Source organism: Achromobacter sp. GW823-FHT04E03 (assembly GCF_058796095.1).
On record NZ_JBXAIJ010000001.1, the window covers coordinates 871,977 to 886,935 of the forward strand.

Annotated in this window: 12 protein-coding genes and 1 pseudogene; 7 read left to right on the top strand and 6 right to left on the bottom strand. The window is 65.9% G+C overall.

Features of this window, described 5'->3' with window-relative positions:
• Positions 1–33: 33 nt before the first annotated feature.
• Positions 34–657, bottom strand: coding sequence for an RdgB/HAM1 family non-canonical purine NTP pyrophosphatase (gene rdgB, locus AC1RHV_RS04020; protein ID WP_054454093.1), 624 nt, complete (start codon positions 655–657; stop codon positions 34–36).
• 209 nt (positions 658–866) lie between these two features.
• Here rdgB and AC1RHV_RS04025 point away from each other — a divergent pair, with 209 nt between their 5' ends.
• Positions 867–2,720: an EAL domain-containing protein gene (locus tag AC1RHV_RS04025; RefSeq protein ID WP_225588736.1), complete on the top strand. Its 1,854-nt coding sequence runs from the start codon at positions 867–869 to the stop codon at positions 2,718–2,720.
• Positions 2,721–2,870: 150 nt separating this feature from the next.
• Here the strand turns inward: AC1RHV_RS04025 and AC1RHV_RS04030 are convergent.
• A pseudogene (locus AC1RHV_RS04030) lies at positions 2,871–4,346 on the bottom strand (methyl-accepting chemotaxis protein); the annotation flags it as partial.
• Between the two features lie 170 nt (positions 4,347–4,516).
• Here AC1RHV_RS04030 and AC1RHV_RS04035 point away from each other — a divergent pair.
• Positions 4,517–5,677, top strand: a complete 1,161-nt coding sequence (locus tag AC1RHV_RS04035; RefSeq protein ID WP_054454089.1) for an acyl-CoA dehydrogenase family protein — start codon at positions 4,517–4,519, stop codon at positions 5,675–5,677.
• A gap of 16 nt (positions 5,678–5,693) precedes the next feature.
• The gene (locus AC1RHV_RS04040; protein WP_175213449.1) at positions 5,694–7,070 is read left to right on the top strand and encodes an MmgE/PrpD family protein; all 1,377 of its coding nucleotides are present in this window, start codon (positions 5,694–5,696) and stop codon (positions 7,068–7,070) included.
• 65 nt (positions 7,071–7,135) lie between these two features.
• On the opposite strand, the gene rph is transcribed toward AC1RHV_RS04040, so the two are convergent.
• Positions 7,136–7,870: a ribonuclease PH gene (gene rph, locus AC1RHV_RS04045; RefSeq protein WP_054454085.1), complete on the bottom strand. Its 735-nt coding sequence runs from the start codon at positions 7,868–7,870 to the stop codon at positions 7,136–7,138.
• Positions 7,871–8,051: 181 nt separating this feature from the next.
• On the opposite strand from rph, the gene AC1RHV_RS04050 reads away from it, so the two are divergent.
• From AC1RHV_RS04050 to AC1RHV_RS04060, 3 genes are all read left to right on the top strand, one after another.
• Positions 8,052–8,984, top strand: coding sequence for a YicC/YloC family endoribonuclease (locus AC1RHV_RS04050; RefSeq protein ID WP_192327987.1), 933 nt, complete (start codon positions 8,052–8,054; stop codon positions 8,982–8,984).
• Between the two features lie 237 nt (positions 8,985–9,221).
• A complete protein-coding gene (locus tag AC1RHV_RS04055) occupies positions 9,222–9,566 on the top strand; it encodes a type II toxin-antitoxin system RelE/ParE family toxin (protein WP_125471847.1) in 345 nt (114 codons plus the stop codon).
• On the top strand, positions 9,563–9,847 hold the full coding sequence (locus tag AC1RHV_RS04060; RefSeq protein ID WP_082400972.1) for a helix-turn-helix domain-containing protein: 285 nt from the start codon (positions 9,563–9,565) through the stop codon (positions 9,845–9,847). Before AC1RHV_RS04055 ends, AC1RHV_RS04060 begins: the two co-directional genes overlap by 4 nt.
• Positions 9,848–9,854: 7 nt before the next feature.
• Here AC1RHV_RS04060 and AC1RHV_RS04065 read toward each other — a convergent pair whose 3' ends face one another.
• The gene (locus AC1RHV_RS04065) at positions 9,855–11,414 is read right to left on the bottom strand and encodes an amino acid permease (protein WP_054454080.1); all 1,560 of its coding nucleotides are present in this window, start codon (positions 11,412–11,414) and stop codon (positions 9,855–9,857) included.
• A gap of 134 nt (positions 11,415–11,548) precedes the next feature.
• Positions 11,549–13,048 (bottom strand): AMP nucleosidase, encoded by a 1,500-nt coding sequence (locus AC1RHV_RS04070; RefSeq protein WP_370127645.1) that lies wholly within the window; start codon positions 13,046–13,048, stop codon positions 11,549–11,551.
• A 311-nt stretch (positions 13,049–13,359) separates the two neighbouring features.
• Here AC1RHV_RS04070 and AC1RHV_RS04075 point away from each other — a divergent pair, with 311 nt between their 5' ends.
• On the top strand, positions 13,360–13,959 hold the full coding sequence (locus AC1RHV_RS04075) for a C40 family peptidase (RefSeq protein WP_054454079.1): 600 nt from the start codon (positions 13,360–13,362) through the stop codon (positions 13,957–13,959).
• 101 nt (positions 13,960–14,060) lie between these two features.
• Here AC1RHV_RS04075 and AC1RHV_RS04080 read toward each other — a convergent pair whose 3' ends face one another.
• On the bottom strand, positions 14,061–14,831 hold the full coding sequence (locus AC1RHV_RS04080; RefSeq protein ID WP_054454077.1) for an SDR family oxidoreductase: 771 nt from the start codon (positions 14,829–14,831) through the stop codon (positions 14,061–14,063).
• Positions 14,832–14,959: the final 128 nt, after the last annotated feature.

Below are 14,959 nucleotides of genomic sequence, written 5' to 3' on the forward strand. Positions count from 1 at the left end.
AATTCCTGAACCGGGCGCCGCGCGGCGCCCTAGTCAAGCCTGGCTCAGCTTGCTCAACAGTTCGCGCAGGGCGCGGGCGCGATGGCTCAGCCGGTTCTTTTCCTCGGGCTCCAGGGCGGCGGCGGTCAGGGCCTGGTCGGGCAGGTAGAAATGCGGATCGTAGCCAAAGCCGTTGGCGCCTTCGGGCTGGTCGATGATCTCGCCATGCCACAGGCCTTCGCCTATCAGCGGCCGCGGATCGTTCTCGGAACGCACCAGCGCCAGCACCGCCACGTACCAGGCGCTGCGGTCAGCCACGCCGGCCAGATTGCGCACCAGCAGTTCGTTGTTGGCCTGATCGGATTTTTCGCCGCCCAGCATCTTGGCATAGCGCGCCGAATACACGCCAGGCGCGCCATCCAGCGCCGCGACGCACAGGCCGGAATCGTCGGCCAGGGCCGGCAGTCCCGTCAGGCGGCTGGCATGGCGGGCCTTGGCCAGCGCGTTCTCGACGAACGTCACGTGCGGCTCTTCGGCCTCGGGCACGCCCAGTTCGCCCTGGGGCACAAGCTCGATGCCCAGGGGCGCGAACAGGGCGGAAAACTCGCGCAGCTTGCCGGCATTGTTGGAGGCGAGCACCACGCGGCGCAGGGAATCGGGAATCTTGGGAGCAGTCATGGGGCAAATTGTATAGGGCGCGGGCCCCATCCGCCGCCGCCCGCGGGCGGCATGCCCCCGCGAGGCGAAAGGATATACCTTGCGCCAGGGTTGACAGTGATACTGACCCTAATTGAATATGGCGCGCCTGCCATCGACGAAACAACGCGGACATATTTTGTTGTCAACATGATCAAACTTGTCACTGATAGTATCTGAACGCACCGGCGATGGACCCCATTCACGCTTTGCCCCGGCCGGTAGCGGCCCGCGCGCCCTCATCCCCCCTGGACAGCGCGTCAGCGCACGTGAGCCTGGCTGGCATCCTGCGGGAACGGCTGCTGCGCCCACGCTTCCAGCCCGTGGTCGATCTTTCGCACAGCCGCATCTACGGCCATGAAAGCCTGATCCGCGGGCCCGTCGACACCGCCCTGCACTTTCCCGACGCCTTGTTCGCCGAGGCCCGCCGCCAGGGCCTGCATCCGCAGCTGGAGCTGGCGAGCTTCCGCGCCGGCGCGCAGGGCTTTCACCAGCACGACGCCTCCGGCATGCTGTTCCTGAACCTGTCCGGTTCGGCGCTGCTGCACTACTGGACCCTGTGGGGCGAGGAAATGCCCGAGCGCCTGCTCAAGAATTGCTCGCTCGCGCCTTCCAGCATCATCGTCGAACTCACCGAGCAGGATCCGCTGTCCGAGCACATGGCGGAGCTGTCCAGCGCATTTGCCTGCCTGCGGGCGCATGGCATGCGTGTCGCGCTGGACGACTACGGCGTGGGCAACTCCAATCTGCAGCTCTGGGCCGAGATGCAGCCGGACCTGGTCAAGATCGACCGCTATTTCTTCGACGGCATCGGCCAGGACGAGCGCAAGCAGAACATGGTGCGCGCCATCCTGAAAGTGGCGCAGCACCTGGGCACCACCATCGTTGCCGAAGGCATCGAGACCGCCGAGGACCTGGCCGTGGTGCGCGAGCTGGACATCCGCTACGCGCAAGGCTGGCTGCTGGGCCGGCCGGAGGAAATGCTGCTGACCGAGCTGGCGCCGCCGCTGCGCGATTCGCTGCGCCAACGCGCGCCGGCCGCAACGCCCGCCCGCGGCGTCGGCGGCACGGCGGCCAGCCTGCGCGTCGAAGCGCCGGCGGTACGGCTGACCGGACACACCAATGACGACGTGCACCGGCTGTTCATCGAACACAAGGAAATGCACGCGGTGGCGGTGATCGACGACGACAACCGCCCGGTCGGCATCATCAACCGGCGCGATTTCTCGGAACATTACGCCCAGCGCTACACGCGCGAGCTGTTCGGGCGGGACGCCTGCTCCACCTTCATGAATGCCGAACCGGTGCTGGTGGACCTGAACGTATCCATCGACCAGTTGAGCCACGTGCTGATCTCGGAAGACCAGCGCTATCTGATGGACGGCCTGATCATCACGCGCGAAGGCCGCTACGACGGCCTGGCCACCGGCGAAACCTTGGTGCGCTCGGTCACCGAGATGCGCATCGAGGCGGCGCGCTACGCCAATCCGCTGACCTCGCTGCCTGGCAACATCCCCATCAGCCGCCACATCGCCACGCTGCTCGAAGACGCCGACGACTTCACCATCTGCTATGGCGACCTGAACAACTTCAAGCCCTTCAACGACGTCTATGGCTATTGGCGCGGCGACGACATGATCATGTTGACCGCCGAAGTCATCAAGCGCCACTGCGATCCGCAGCGCGACTTCGTCGGCCATGTGGGCGGCGATGACTTCGTGGTGCTGTTGCGCAGCCCCGACTGGATGGCGCGCGCCCAGCGCATCATCGCGGAATTCAACGACCGCGCCATGGACCTGTACGACGACCAGGGCCGCCGCAACGGCGGGATCGAGGCCGAGGACCGCTACGGCGTGCCGCGCTTCTTTCCCTTCGTGACGCTGGGCGTGGGCGCCCTCACCGTCACGCCATCGCTATGCGAGCGCATCCGCCCTGAGGACATCGCGTCGGCCGCCGCTCACGTCAAGCACAAGGTCAAGCACGGGAACCTGTCGCTGGTGGCCGAGCGCTACACCGGCGGCATCCTGCCGCAGCTGGATAGCTGAACCCTGCCCGGCCGCGCCATCGGCCGGCCGGGCGATCTGGAACACCGCCACGGCCCGGCGCAGACCCTGCGCCTGGGCTTCCAGCGCGGCGGCAGCGGCCGCGGTCTGCTCCACCATGGCGGCGTTCTCCTGCGTCGAGCGTTCGATGTCCGCCACCGCATGGTTCACCGAGGCGATGCCCGCCGCCTGCTCGGCCGTCGCGCTGGAAATCTCGGCCACGATCTGCGTGACCCGGTCCACCGATTGCATCATGTCGCGCATGGTGTCGCCGGCCACGCTGACCTGACGCACGCCCGCCTGCACGCGCGCCGCGGAGTCCTCGATCAGGCCCTTGATCTCCTTGGCGGCCTGCGCGCTGCGCTGGGCGAGCGAGCGCACCTCGCCGGCCACCACGGCAAAGCCCTTTCCCTGCTCTCCCGCGCGCGCCGCTTCCACCGCGGCATTGAGCGCCAGGATGTTGGTCTGGAACGCGATGCTGTCGACCACGCCCACGATCTCGCCGATGCGGCGGGCGCTTTCGGCGATGCCCTGCATGCTCTGCACCACTTCCTCCACCGCCGCGCCGCCGCGCTGCGCCAGCTGGGTCGCGCCCAGCGCCTGGCGGCTGGCCAGGTCGGCGTTGCCGGCGGTCAGCTGCACCGTTTGCGCCAGCTGCATCATGTTGGCCGACGCTTCCTGCAGCGAGCCCGCCTGACGCGCGGTACGGTCCGACATGTCCGCCCCGCCCGCGGCGATCTCGCCGGAACCGGTATGGATTTCCTCGACGCCATGGCGCACCGAGGCCACTGCCGCCGACAGCCCTTTCTGCATGCGCCGCATGGCGCTGTACAGGACGCCGATCTCGTTGTCGCCGCGCATGGCGATCGCACCCGTGAGGTCGCCGTCGGCGATGCGGTCGAAATGCGCCCCTGCTTCATTCAGCGGCCGCAGGATGCTGCGGCGGAACGCCAGGCGGATCAGCACAGCCAACAGCAGCACCAGCGCCAGCACCCCGGCCGCCACCGCGATCACCCGCTGCAGCGTGAGGCTGGCGCTGGCCACAGCCGCCTGGCCCTGATCGCGGGCGTAGGTCTGGTAGGCGTCGGCCTGCTTGACGTAGGCAGCGCCGCTGGCCGGCAGCGCCTTGTCCACCAGGCGGTTCACCTCAATCCCGTTCCAGCCCTTGATCGCCGCATGCATGGGCGCCAGCGTCTTGTCCGCGAAGGCGGCGTAGGCCGCCAATACGCCATCGAACAACGGCGCGCCCTCGGCGCTGATGTCGGGATTGGCGCGCAAGCGTCCCAGGCTTTCCCCGGCCTGCTTGAGCAGCGCCTCGGCGTGCGCCAGCGACTCGTTGCGCGCCTCTTCCAGCCCGCCTTCCATCGCCGTCTTGGCATCCGTCAGCGCGGCCCGCGCCTGGAACAACCGGCTGGTCATGTCGGCCAGATCGCCTGCCCGTTCGATGCTGCCCCGGCCCAGCGCTTCTATGTCCGTCCGGTTTTCCCGCAGCACCGAGATTCCTGCCGCTGCCGCCAGCGCGAACAGCACCACGAACAACGCAAGAATGGCCGACAACGCCGTCGTGACCCTGATGTTTTTCCGCATATCAGTCCATACAAAACCTGCCGCCAGCGGCGGCGTTCGCATGGATTATGGACACCCAGTTTGGCAATTTCTTGACACAACCCCGGCGCCGGGATGACAAACTCCCGTCATGAAACCGAACCCCGTATTAAGCAATTGTGAATTGGCAGGGGCGGCGGCATGCGGCACATTCCACGGTGTACCGATCCATTACCCATACAGAAAACAGCATCATGACCAACGCCTCCCACGCCTATCAGGACATCCGCGAAGCCGTGCGCGATCTCTGCGCCCAGTTCCCCTCCGAATACTTCCGCAAGGTCGATGAAGAACGCGGCTATCCCGAAGCCTTCGTCCGCGCGCTGACCGAAGCCGGCTGGCTGGCCGCGCTGATCCCGCAGGAATACGGCGGCTCCGGCCTGGGCCTGACCGAAGCGTCTGTCATCATGGAAGAAATCAACCGCAGCGGCGGCAATTCCGGCGCCTGCCACGGCCAGATGTACAACATGGGCACGCTGCTGCGCCACGGCTCCGAAGCCCAGAAGCGCGAGTACCTGCCGCGCATCGCCGCCGGCGAACTGCGCCTGCAGTCCATGGGCGTCACCGAACCCACCACCGGCACCGACACGACCAAGATCAAGACCACCGCGGTCAAGCGCGGCGACCGCTACGTCATCAACGGCCAGAAGGTCTGGATCTCGCGCGTGCAGCACTCCGACCTGATGATCCTGCTGGCGCGCACCACGCCGCTGGACCAGGTCACGCGCAAGTCCGAAGGCATGTCCATCTTCCTGGTGGACCTGCATCATGCCGTCAAGCACGGCATGTCGATCCGCCCGATCCCCAACATGGTCAACCACGAGACCAACGAGCTGTTCTTCGACAACCTCGAAATCCCCGAGGAGAACCTGATCGGCGAGGAAGGAAAGGGCTTCAAGTACATCCTGGACGGCCTGAACGCCGAACGCACCCTGATCGCCGCCGAATGCATTGGCGACGGCTACTGGTTCGTGGACAAGGTCACCGCCTACGCCAAGGAGCGCATGGTGTTCGGCCGCCCCATCGGCCAGAACCAGGGCGTGCAATTCCCCATCGCCCGGGCCCACATCAACGTTGAAGCGGCCAGCCTGATGCGCTACGAGGCCTGCCGCCTGTTCGACGCCCACGAGCCCTGCGGCGCACAAGCCAACATGGCCAAGCTGCTGGCTGCCGACGCGTCCTGGGAAGCCGCCAATGCCTGCCTGCAATTCCACGGCGGCTTCGGCTTCGCCACGGAATACGATGTGGAGCGCAAGTTCCGCGAAACCCGCCTGTATCAGGTCGCGCCGATCTCGACCAACCTGATCCTGTCCTACGTGGCCGAACACATCCTGGGCCTGCCCCGCTCCTTCTGACCGGACCCCGACATCAATGACCGCTGCCAAAGATATCCCGCACCTGAGCGCCGAACTCGCGGCCTTTGCCGCCAACCTGCGCTATGAAGACATCCCGGCGCCGGTGCTGCGCCGCGCCGAAGACCTGTTGCTGGACTGCCTGGCGTCCATTCTGGCGGGCGCTTCGGCGCGCGCGGTGCAGGCCATCGACCGCTACGCCGCCGCCATGGGTCCGGCCGACGGCCCCAGCGAAGTCCTGATCACCCGCCGCCGCACCACGCCGCTGTTCGCCGCCATGGTCAACGCGGCGGCCGCCCACGTGGTCGAGCAGGACGACGTGCACAACGGTTCCGTGTTCCACCCCGCCGCCGTGGTGTTCCCGCCTGCGCTGGCCGTGGCGCAAGCGCTGGGCCGCTCGGGCCGAGACCTGCTGGTCGCCTCTGTTGCGGGCTACGAAGTGGGAATCCGCGTCGGCGAATTCCTGGGCCGTTCGCACTACAAGATCTTCCACACCACCGGCACCGCAGGCACGCTGGCCGCCGCCGTCACCACCGGCCGGCTGCTGAACCTGTCCCCCGAGGAAATGCTGCACGCGCTGGGCTCGGCCGGCACGCAGGCTGCGGGCCTCTGGGAGTTCCTGCGCGACGCTGCCGACTCCAAGCAACTGCACACCGCCAAGGCCGCGGCCGACGGCATCACCGCCGCCTATCTGGCGCGCGAAGGTTTCACTGGCGCGCGCCACATCCTGGAAGGCCCGCAGGGCATGGCGGCCGGCATGTCCACCGACGCCGACCCGAGTCGCCTGTGCGACCGCTTGGGCGAACGCTGGGCGCTGGCCGAGACCTCGTTCAAGTTCCACGCTTCCTGCCGCCACACCCACCCCGCTGCCGACGCGCTACAGCAAGCGCTGCGCGACAACAAGCTGACCGAAGCCGACATCGAGCGCGTCGTGGCCCACGTGCACCAGGGCGCCATCGACGTGCTGGGGCCGGTAGTCAATCCGCAGACCGTGCACCAGTCCAAGTTCTCGATGGGCACTGTCCTGGCCCTGATCGCCCGCCAGGGCCGCGCAGGCCTGGCGGAATTCGATGCCGGCCTGGACGATCCGGGCGTGGCCACGTTCCGCGGCAAGGTCGAAATGGAACTCGACCCGGAGGTCGACGGGGCCTACCCTCAGCGCTGGATCGGCAAGGTCACGGTCTACACCCGCGACGGCCGCAAGCTGCATGGCCGCGTGGATGAACCCAAGGGCGATCCGGGCAATACCCTGAGCCGGGCGGAAATCGAGGACAAGACGCTAAGCCTGGGCCGCTACGCGGACGCCGCTACCGAGCAAGAGCTGCGCGGGCTGATCGCCGCGATCTGGAATCTGGAAAAGGCGGAAAAAATGGGAATGCTGCTGGCGTCGAAGTAAAGCCTGCAGACGAATCTACGGGTTGGCCGCGGGGTGCGCGTCCAACCCGTTTCTTTTGGCGCCGATCAGGCCAGCGCCGCGCGCTGCGCCCGCACCAGGCCGGCAATGCCGCTTTCGGCCAACACCAGCATCGTGTCCAGTTCCGCGCGGGTGAAGGTGGCGCCCTCGCCCGTGCCCTGCACTTCCACGAATGCGCCGCTGCCGGTCATGATCACGTTCACGTCGGCGTCGCAGGCCGAGTCTTCCTCGTAATCCAGGTCCAGCACCGCGCGACCTTGTACCAAGCCGACCGACACCGCTGCCACTGCATCGCGGATCGGGTTCGCGGCGAGGTCGCCGCGCTGCATCAGCAACGCGACGGCGTCGGCCGCGGCCACCCAGGCGCCGGTAATGCTGGCGCAGCGCGTACCGCCGTCGGCCTGCAGCACATCGCAGTCCAGGTGCAGCGTGCGTTCGCCCAGCGCCTTCATGTCGAACACGGCCCGCAGGCTGCGGCCGATCAGGCGCTGGATTTCCTGGGTGCGGCCGCTCTGCTTGCCGCGCGCGGCCTCGCGGTCGCCGCGCGTATGGGTCGCGCGCGGCAACATGCCGTATTCAGCCGTTACCCAGCCTTCCCCCTTGCCCTTCAGAAAAGGCGGTACCTTCTCAAGTACGCTGGCCGTGCACAGCACATGGGTGTTGCCGGCCTTCACCAGCACCGAACCTTCGGCGTAGCGCGTGAACCCGCGCTCCAGGCTGAACGGCCGCAGTTCGTCGACGGCGCGGCCCGAAGGACGGGCGATGGCGGGGGTAGTGGTCACAGGCAAACTCCAGACGTGGCTTAGATCCGCCGCATTGTACGGGGTGGCGCCGCAGGAAAACGCCGCTTGGAGTATCCTGCCGCGATATAACCGGTACAAATGAAAGGGTCCGCGCCGAAAAACCGGCTGGCGCACACACCCGCCGGTTCCCAATAAAAAGCATTACCAGGACACGCACATCATGATTCGCAGCATGACCGCCTTCGGCAACGCCCGCGCTGATCTCGAGCAAGGCACGCTTGCGCTCGAATTCCGCAGCGTCAACAGCCGCTTCCTTGACCTCTACTTCCGCCTGCCCGACGAATTGCGCCACGTGGAAACGCCGCTGCGCGAATTGCTGACCGCCAATCTGGCGCGCGGCAAGGTCGAAATCCGCGTCTCCTACACGCGCAACGCCAGCACCGACCTGTCCAAGCTGGAACCGGCCTGGCTCGAAAGCCTGGCCGAACAGCTGCAGGCCGCGCGCCGCATCCTCCCCGACATCGCCGCCCCCCGCCTGGTGGAACTGTTCAATTGGCCCGGCCAGCGCGCCAACGACGCGCTCGACCCGCAAGTCTGGGGCGCCGCCTGCATGCAGGCCGCCCAGCAGGCCCTGACCCAGCTGCAGGAAGGCCGCGCGCGCGAAGGCGAACGCCTGGCCGGCATGATGCGCGAATGCGCCGACGGCGTCGCGCGCATCGTCGAGCTGGTGCAGGCGCACCTGCCCCAACTGCTGGCGGACCACCGCGACAAGCTGGCTTCCAAGCTGCGCGAAAGCGTGGAATCCGCCTTCCCCGGCGGCTTCACCCACATTTCCGGCGCGGAACTGTCCGAACGCCTGTCCCAGGAAGCCAACCTGTTCGCCCTGCGCATCGACGTGGCCGAAGAACTCTCCCGCCTGCGCTCGCACCTGGAAGAACTGCGCCACCTGCTGGGCGACGGCGGCGACAAACCCGCCTCCGGCAAAAAGAACGCCGGCAGCGCGGGCAAGCGCCTGGACTTCCTGTTCCAGGAAATGAACCGCGAAGCCAACACCCTGGGCTCCAAGGCCGGCAGCATGGAAGTCACCCGCGCCGCCATGGACCTGAAGCTGCTGATCGAGCAGATGCGGGAACAGGCGCAGAACATCGAATAGCGGGATACGCGATGGCGCCTCTGAATGGGCGCCGGATCCTGGGTAAAAAAAAGCAGCCCTTACCTGCTGGATGGATGATCCAGTACGTAAGGGCTGCTTTTCGTCTGGTTTTAAGGGCTCGCCCGCCCCGCATTGGCCTGTAGCTGTTGATATACGTGCTTGCGTCCTGGCCTCGATGCCGGAAGTCTGACCTTGCCGAACTAATCCAATGGATTAGAATTAACTTTGCGACAACCCATGCATGGCATTGCGGAACTGCCCTATTACATTCGTCTTGCCGACAGACTATTGCTGCCAAACGAGCGTCAAGACCTGATTGACTACCTGGCCGGGCATCCGAAGGCGGGAGACATCATGGAGGGCACCGGTGGAGTCCGCAAATTGCGCTGGCGTCGTAGCGGGCAAGGCAAGAGCGGCGGCGCGCGCATCATCTATTACTACCACGATGATCTTATGCCGCTATATTTGCTGACGCTTTTTGCGAAAAACGATAAAGCCAATCTGACTAAGGCCCAACGCAACGAGCTAGCCGGCATGGTGACTTTGCTGGTGAATATCTGGAAAGGACAAACAAGATCATGAGCACTGCATTCGACGGCATCAAGCAAGGCTTGCAAGAAGCGATTGCCCACGCGCAGGGAGATACACGCGGCGTTCGCCTGCATCGCCCCCGCGAGGTTGACGTCAAAGCCGTACGCGCCAAAGTCGGAATGACCCAGGAACAATTCGCAGCCCGATTCGGCTTTTCGACTGCCACGCTGCGACATTGGGAACGCGGTGATCGCTCACCGCGCGGCCCTGCCCTGGTACTGCTTAACGTCATCGAACGGAACCCTGAGGCCGTCATCGAAGCGTTGGCTTGACCAGCCCTCACCTCGCCTCGCCCGCCGCAGGCTCGCCCCGCAGCGCTGAATCCAGATAAGCACTACGCGCCCGCGCATCCGGGAAATGCATGTCCCGGTAGTTCACGAAGCGCGAGCCGCGCGCCAGCCGGTAGCCGGCCCAGATCAGCAGGAACAGCGGAATCCCGATGTAGGTCGCGACCACGCCGCCCCAATCGATCTTGTCCTGCAGGAACGCCTGGTAGTTCTGCCCCAGGGTGATGATCAGGCAGAGCACGAAAGCGAAGATCGGCCCGAACGGGAAGAACGGCGACACATACGGCAGATCGGCCAGGTTATGGCCCTGCTTCACATAGCCGCGGCGGAACCGGTAGTGGCTGATGGCGATGCCCAGCCAGGCGATGAAGCCCGTCATCCCGGAGGTGTTCAGCAGCCAGATGTAGACGGCGTTGGGGCTGAAAATGAAGGTGAAAAAACACAGCGCCGCCACCACCGTCGTCGCCAGCAGCGCCCACAGCGGCACGCCGCTGCGCGAGATGCGGCCGAAGATGCGCGGCGCCTTGCCTTCGCGGGCCAGGCTGTAAAGCATGCGTGTAGCCGCGTACATGCCGGAATTGCCCGCCGACAATACCGACGTCAGCACCACCGCGTTCATGACCGAAGCCGCCCCCAGGAGGCCGGCCCGCTCGAAGATCAGCGCGAAGGGACTGACGCTGATGTCCTCGACCTCGTTGCGCAGCAGGTGCGGGTCGGTATAGGGAATCAAGAGGCCGATGACCAGGATGGCCGCCACGTAGAACAGCAGGATGCGCCAGAAGACCTGGCGCACCGCGCGCGGCAGGTTGCGCGCCGGGTCCTTGGATTCGCCGGCGGCGATGCCGATGAGCTCGGTACCCTGGAATGAAAAGCCCACCACCATGGCCACGCCGATCAGCGCCGCGAAGCCGCCTGAGAACGGCGCATCGCCCACGGTCCAGTTGGCCAGGCCGCCCGTTTCTCCGCCGCGGATGATGCCCAGCAGCATCATCACGCCCATGGCCACGAACGCCAGCACCGCGATCACCTTGATCAGCGCGAACCAGAACTCTGCCTCGCCGAAGCCGCGCGCCGACATGGCGTTCAGGCCGAAGGTGATCGCCAGGAACAAGGCGCTCCAATAGAAACCCGGCACGTCGGGAAACCAGTAGGCCATGACCAGCTGCGCCGCCACCAGGTCCACCGCCACGGTCACCGCCCAGTTGTACCAATAGTTCCAGCCCAGGGCGAAGCCGAAGCCGTCCTCGACATAGCGCGCGCCGTAAGTGGAAAAGGAACCGGAAACCGGCATCGCGGCGGCCAGTTCGCCCAGGCTGGTCATCAGGAAATAGACCATGATGCCGATCAGCACGTAGCCCAGCAGCGCCCCGCCGGGGCCGGCCTTGGCGATGGTCGCGCCGGAAGCCACGAACAGGCCGGTGCCGATGGACCCGCCCACCGCAATCATGGTCAGGTGGCGCGCGGACAGCGTGCGGCGCAGTTCGGAAGGCGGGTTCGCCTTCGCCTCGCGCGTGCCGCCTGAGCGACGTTCATCGTGTTCCGATGGTGCCAAAATGCATTTCCTTCAGGTCATGAAGGCACCTGTGCGCAACGCCAGGTGCCTGGGAATTTCCAAGCAACCGGCGAGAATAGCGCAAGAGGCCCCATCCGGTGAAATCGGACGGCCTCGGGGACGGATCGACGAACCTATTGAAACGCCGTTTCCATGAAGGTGCGCAGCTTGCGCGAATGCAGGCGTTCCGGCGGCATGTCGCGCAGCCGCTCCAGGGCGCGGATGCCGATTTCCAGATGTTGATTCACCTGGCGGCGGTAGAAGGCGCTGGCCATGCCGGGCAGCTTCAGTTCGCCATGCAAAGGCTTGTCCGACACGCATAGCAAGGTGCCGTACGGCACGCGGAAGCGGAAGCCGTTGGCCGCGATGGTGGCGGATTCCATGTCCAGCGCAATCGCGCGGGACTGCGCAAAACGCTCCACCAGTTCCAGATGATCGCGCAGTTCCCAATTGCGGTTGTCGATGGTGGCGACCGTGCCCGTGCGCATGATGCGCTTCAGATCCCAGCCCGACAGCCCGGCCACTTCTTCGACCGCCTGCTCCAGCGCCACCTGCACCTCGGCCAACGCCGGCACCGGCACCCAGGTCGGCAGGTCGGCGTCCAGCACGTGATCCTCGCGCACATAGCCATGAGCCAAGACGTAGTCGCCCAGGCGCTGCGAATCGCGCAGGCCGGCGCAGTGGCCCAGCATCAGCCAGGCGTGCGGGCGCAGTACGGCGATGTGGTCGGTAATGGTCTTGGCGTTGGACGGTCCCACGCCGATGTTCACCAGCGTGATGCCCGAATGGTCGCCGCGCACCAGGTGGTAGGCCGGCATCTGCGGCAGGCGGACCGCCTGGTCCTCGTCGCCCGGGCCGCTTTCGCCCCGGCGCGTGATGCGGTTGCCCGGCTCCACCAGCATTTCGTAGTCTTCGTTGCCGCTGGCCATGAGCGCGCGCGCGCGGGCGCAGAACTCGTCCACGTAGAACTGGTAGTTGGTGAACAGCACGAAATTCTGGAAATGCGCCGGCGCGGTCGAGGTGTAGTGCTGCAAGCGGTGCAGCGAATAGTCCACGCGCTGGGCCGTAAAAGGCGCCAGCGGCTTGGGCTCGCCCTCCTTGCCGCGCCAGGAACCGTTGACGATGGCATCGTCCGTCACCGCCAGGTCGGGCACGTCGAACAGGTCGCGCAGGGGCCGCTTGAGTGCCTCCAGGTGCTCGCCCTCGACGTAGGCGCCCTCGGGGAAGGCGAAATGCAGCGGAATGGGCGAATCGGACTCGCCGACTTCGACTGCCACGCGGTGGTTCTGCAGCAGCTGGCTGACCTGCTCGATCAGGTAGTCGCGAAACAGCGCGGGCTGGGTGATGGTGGTCTGGTAAATGCCCGGTTCGGCGACGTGGCCGTAGGACAGCCGGGTATCGATCGGATCGTAGGTTTCCACCACGATGCGGATGGCCGGGTAGTAGGCTCGGGCGCGCTCGCGGCCGTTGGTCGAGCCTTTCAGCACTTCACGGAAGGCGGCGCGCAGGAATGCGGTATTGCGCGCATAGATTTCGATCAGGCGCTCCACTGCCGCCACCGCATCCTGGAACGGCTCGAAGGGCAAGGCTTCTGGCCGGCTCATGGAAGACAAAGGGTGCACTGCGTTCATCATCGAGCTTTACTCCGCTTCTCATCTTATCTGTAACCGCGGCCGCTGCCGGCTTGCCGGGCCGCAGGGCCGATTGCGACGATTATGCCCGAGCCCGCGCAAGATGAAGTGTCATATTCGACGGCCCGGGAAGCTGCGCGTGCCGTAACTTCCACCGACAAGAATGCTGCATTGCACTACAAATGTAATGAAACATTATTCCATTACAATCACATGGCAGTCCGGGGTTTTACGTCCCGGTGTTGCCCCCCTTTCCGCCGGCTTGCCTGTCCAGGCAAAGCCATGCCGCCCACTCCGATTCTTGAAGTGACGTAATGACGCCGCCCACGCGAAAAGCCCGAATTGCCCAACTACGCATTCCCGTATTCCTGTCAGCGCCCATCATCGCCCTGACCCTTTCCTGGATTCCCGACGCCGCCCAGGCGTCCGTCCGCTCCGAGCAGGCCCGCCCCTCGCTTACCGGCCTGCGCCTGGCCCAGGAACCCACCGTCCCCACCCTGCGCGACCGTGTCGTGCAAGCCGGCCTGGATGCCATCGGCACCCCCTATAGCTGGGGCGGCGACGATGCCGACGGTTTCGATTGCAGCGGACTGGTCCTGCACGTCTTCCGTGAAATCGCCGGCCTGGAGCTGCCTCGCACGGCGCGCGCTCAACGCACCGCTGGCGAATCCGTCGCCAACAAGCAGGATCTGCGCCCCGGCGACCTGGTGTTCTTCGCCACGCGCGGCCGCGGCGTGACCTCGCACGTCGGCATCTACATCGGCCAGAACAAGTTTGTCCACGCTCCGCGCCGCGGCACCAAGGTGCGTGTGGACGAAATGAAGAATTCGTACTGGACCAAGCGCTACGTCGGCGCCCGGCGCTATCTGGATATGCAACCGGGCCAGATGCTGGCCCAGGCTTCCGCCCGCTGACGGAAAAAATCGGGGCGTCGCTGCCGACGCCCTTTGGGGGAGGCACCACAGCCTGCCGCGGCCAGTCCAGCAAGGACGCGCCGCCGCAGGCTTGCCGCGTTTCAGCCCCGGCCCACGAAGGGCATGTTGGTCGCCATGATGGTCATGAACTGCACGTTGGCCTCCAGCGGCAGGCGCGCCATGGCGGCCACCGCCTGCGCCACGTGCGCCACGTCCATGCGCGGCTCCACCTTGGTGCTGCCGTCCGCCTGCAGGATGCCTGCGGCCATGCGTTCGGTCATGTCGGTGGCGGCATTGCCGATGTCGATCTGGCCGCAAGCGATGTTGTAGGGCCGGCAATCCAGCGAAATGGACTTGGTCAGCCCGGTCACCGCGTGCTTGGTGGCGGTGTAGGCGATGGAGAACGGACGCGGCGCATGCGCCGAGATCGAACCGTTGTTGATGATGCGCCCGCCACGCGGATTCTGCGCCTTCATCACGCGAATGGCGGCTTGCGCGCACAGGAACATGCCGGTCAGGTTGGTGTCCACCACCTCGCGCCACAGCGATACGGGCAACTCCTCGATCGGCATCGCGGGCGCGCCGCGGCCGGCATTGTTGAACAGCACGTCCAGCCGGCCATATTCGCGCTGCGCCGCATCGAATAGTTCGCGCACGGCCTGCTCGTCGGATACATCCGTGGGCACCACCAGCGCCCTCACGCCGTCCTCGCCCGCCGCGGTGCGGGTGGCTTCCAGCGGTTCGCGGCGACGGCCGGCCAACACGACCCGATAGCCTTGCGCCAGGAATTCCAGCGCCACCGCGCGGCCTATGCCGGTACCGGCGCCGGTGACCAGCGCCACGCGCGGGTGTTCGATCTCGTTCGCTTGCATCGGATTCTCCTTGTTATCGATCGGCGGAATGCTACCCCAATCATTCTGGGCATGCTGCAAGCGAAGGTTCCAGCCGTGACACATTCGAACGCGTCACACGCAAGCAAAAATTACCCGGCATGGACAAG

Coding starts and splice junctions, on each gene's coding strand:
- AC1RHV_RS04050 (WP_192327987.1), top strand. CDS start 8,052: ATGATTCGCAGCATGACCGCCTTCGGCAACGCCCGCGCTGATCTCGAG.
- AC1RHV_RS04060 (WP_082400972.1), top strand. CDS start 9,563: ATGAGCACTGCATTCGACGGCATCAAGCAAGGCTTGCAAGAAGCGATT.
- AC1RHV_RS04035 (WP_054454089.1), top strand. CDS start 4,517: ATGACCAACGCCTCCCACGCCTATCAGGACATCCGCGAAGCCGTGCGC.
- AC1RHV_RS04055 (WP_125471847.1), top strand. CDS start 9,222: ATGCATGGCATTGCGGAACTGCCCTATTACATTCGTCTTGCCGACAGA.
- AC1RHV_RS04075 (WP_054454079.1), top strand. CDS start 13,360: ATGACGCCGCCCACGCGAAAAGCCCGAATTGCCCAACTACGCATTCCC.
- AC1RHV_RS04025 (WP_225588736.1), top strand. CDS start 867: ATGGACCCCATTCACGCTTTGCCCCGGCCGGTAGCGGCCCGCGCGCCC.
- rdgB (WP_054454093.1), bottom strand. CDS start 657: ATGACTGCTCCCAAGATTCCCGATTCCCTGCGCCGCGTGGTGCTCGCC.
- AC1RHV_RS04040 (WP_175213449.1), top strand. CDS start 5,694: ATGACCGCTGCCAAAGATATCCCGCACCTGAGCGCCGAACTCGCGGCC.
- AC1RHV_RS04070 (WP_370127645.1), bottom strand. CDS start 13,048: ATGATGAACGCAGTGCACCCTTTGTCTTCCATGAGCCGGCCAGAAGCC.
- AC1RHV_RS04080 (WP_054454077.1), bottom strand. CDS start 14,831: ATGCAAGCGAACGAGATCGAACACCCGCGCGTGGCGCTGGTCACCGGC.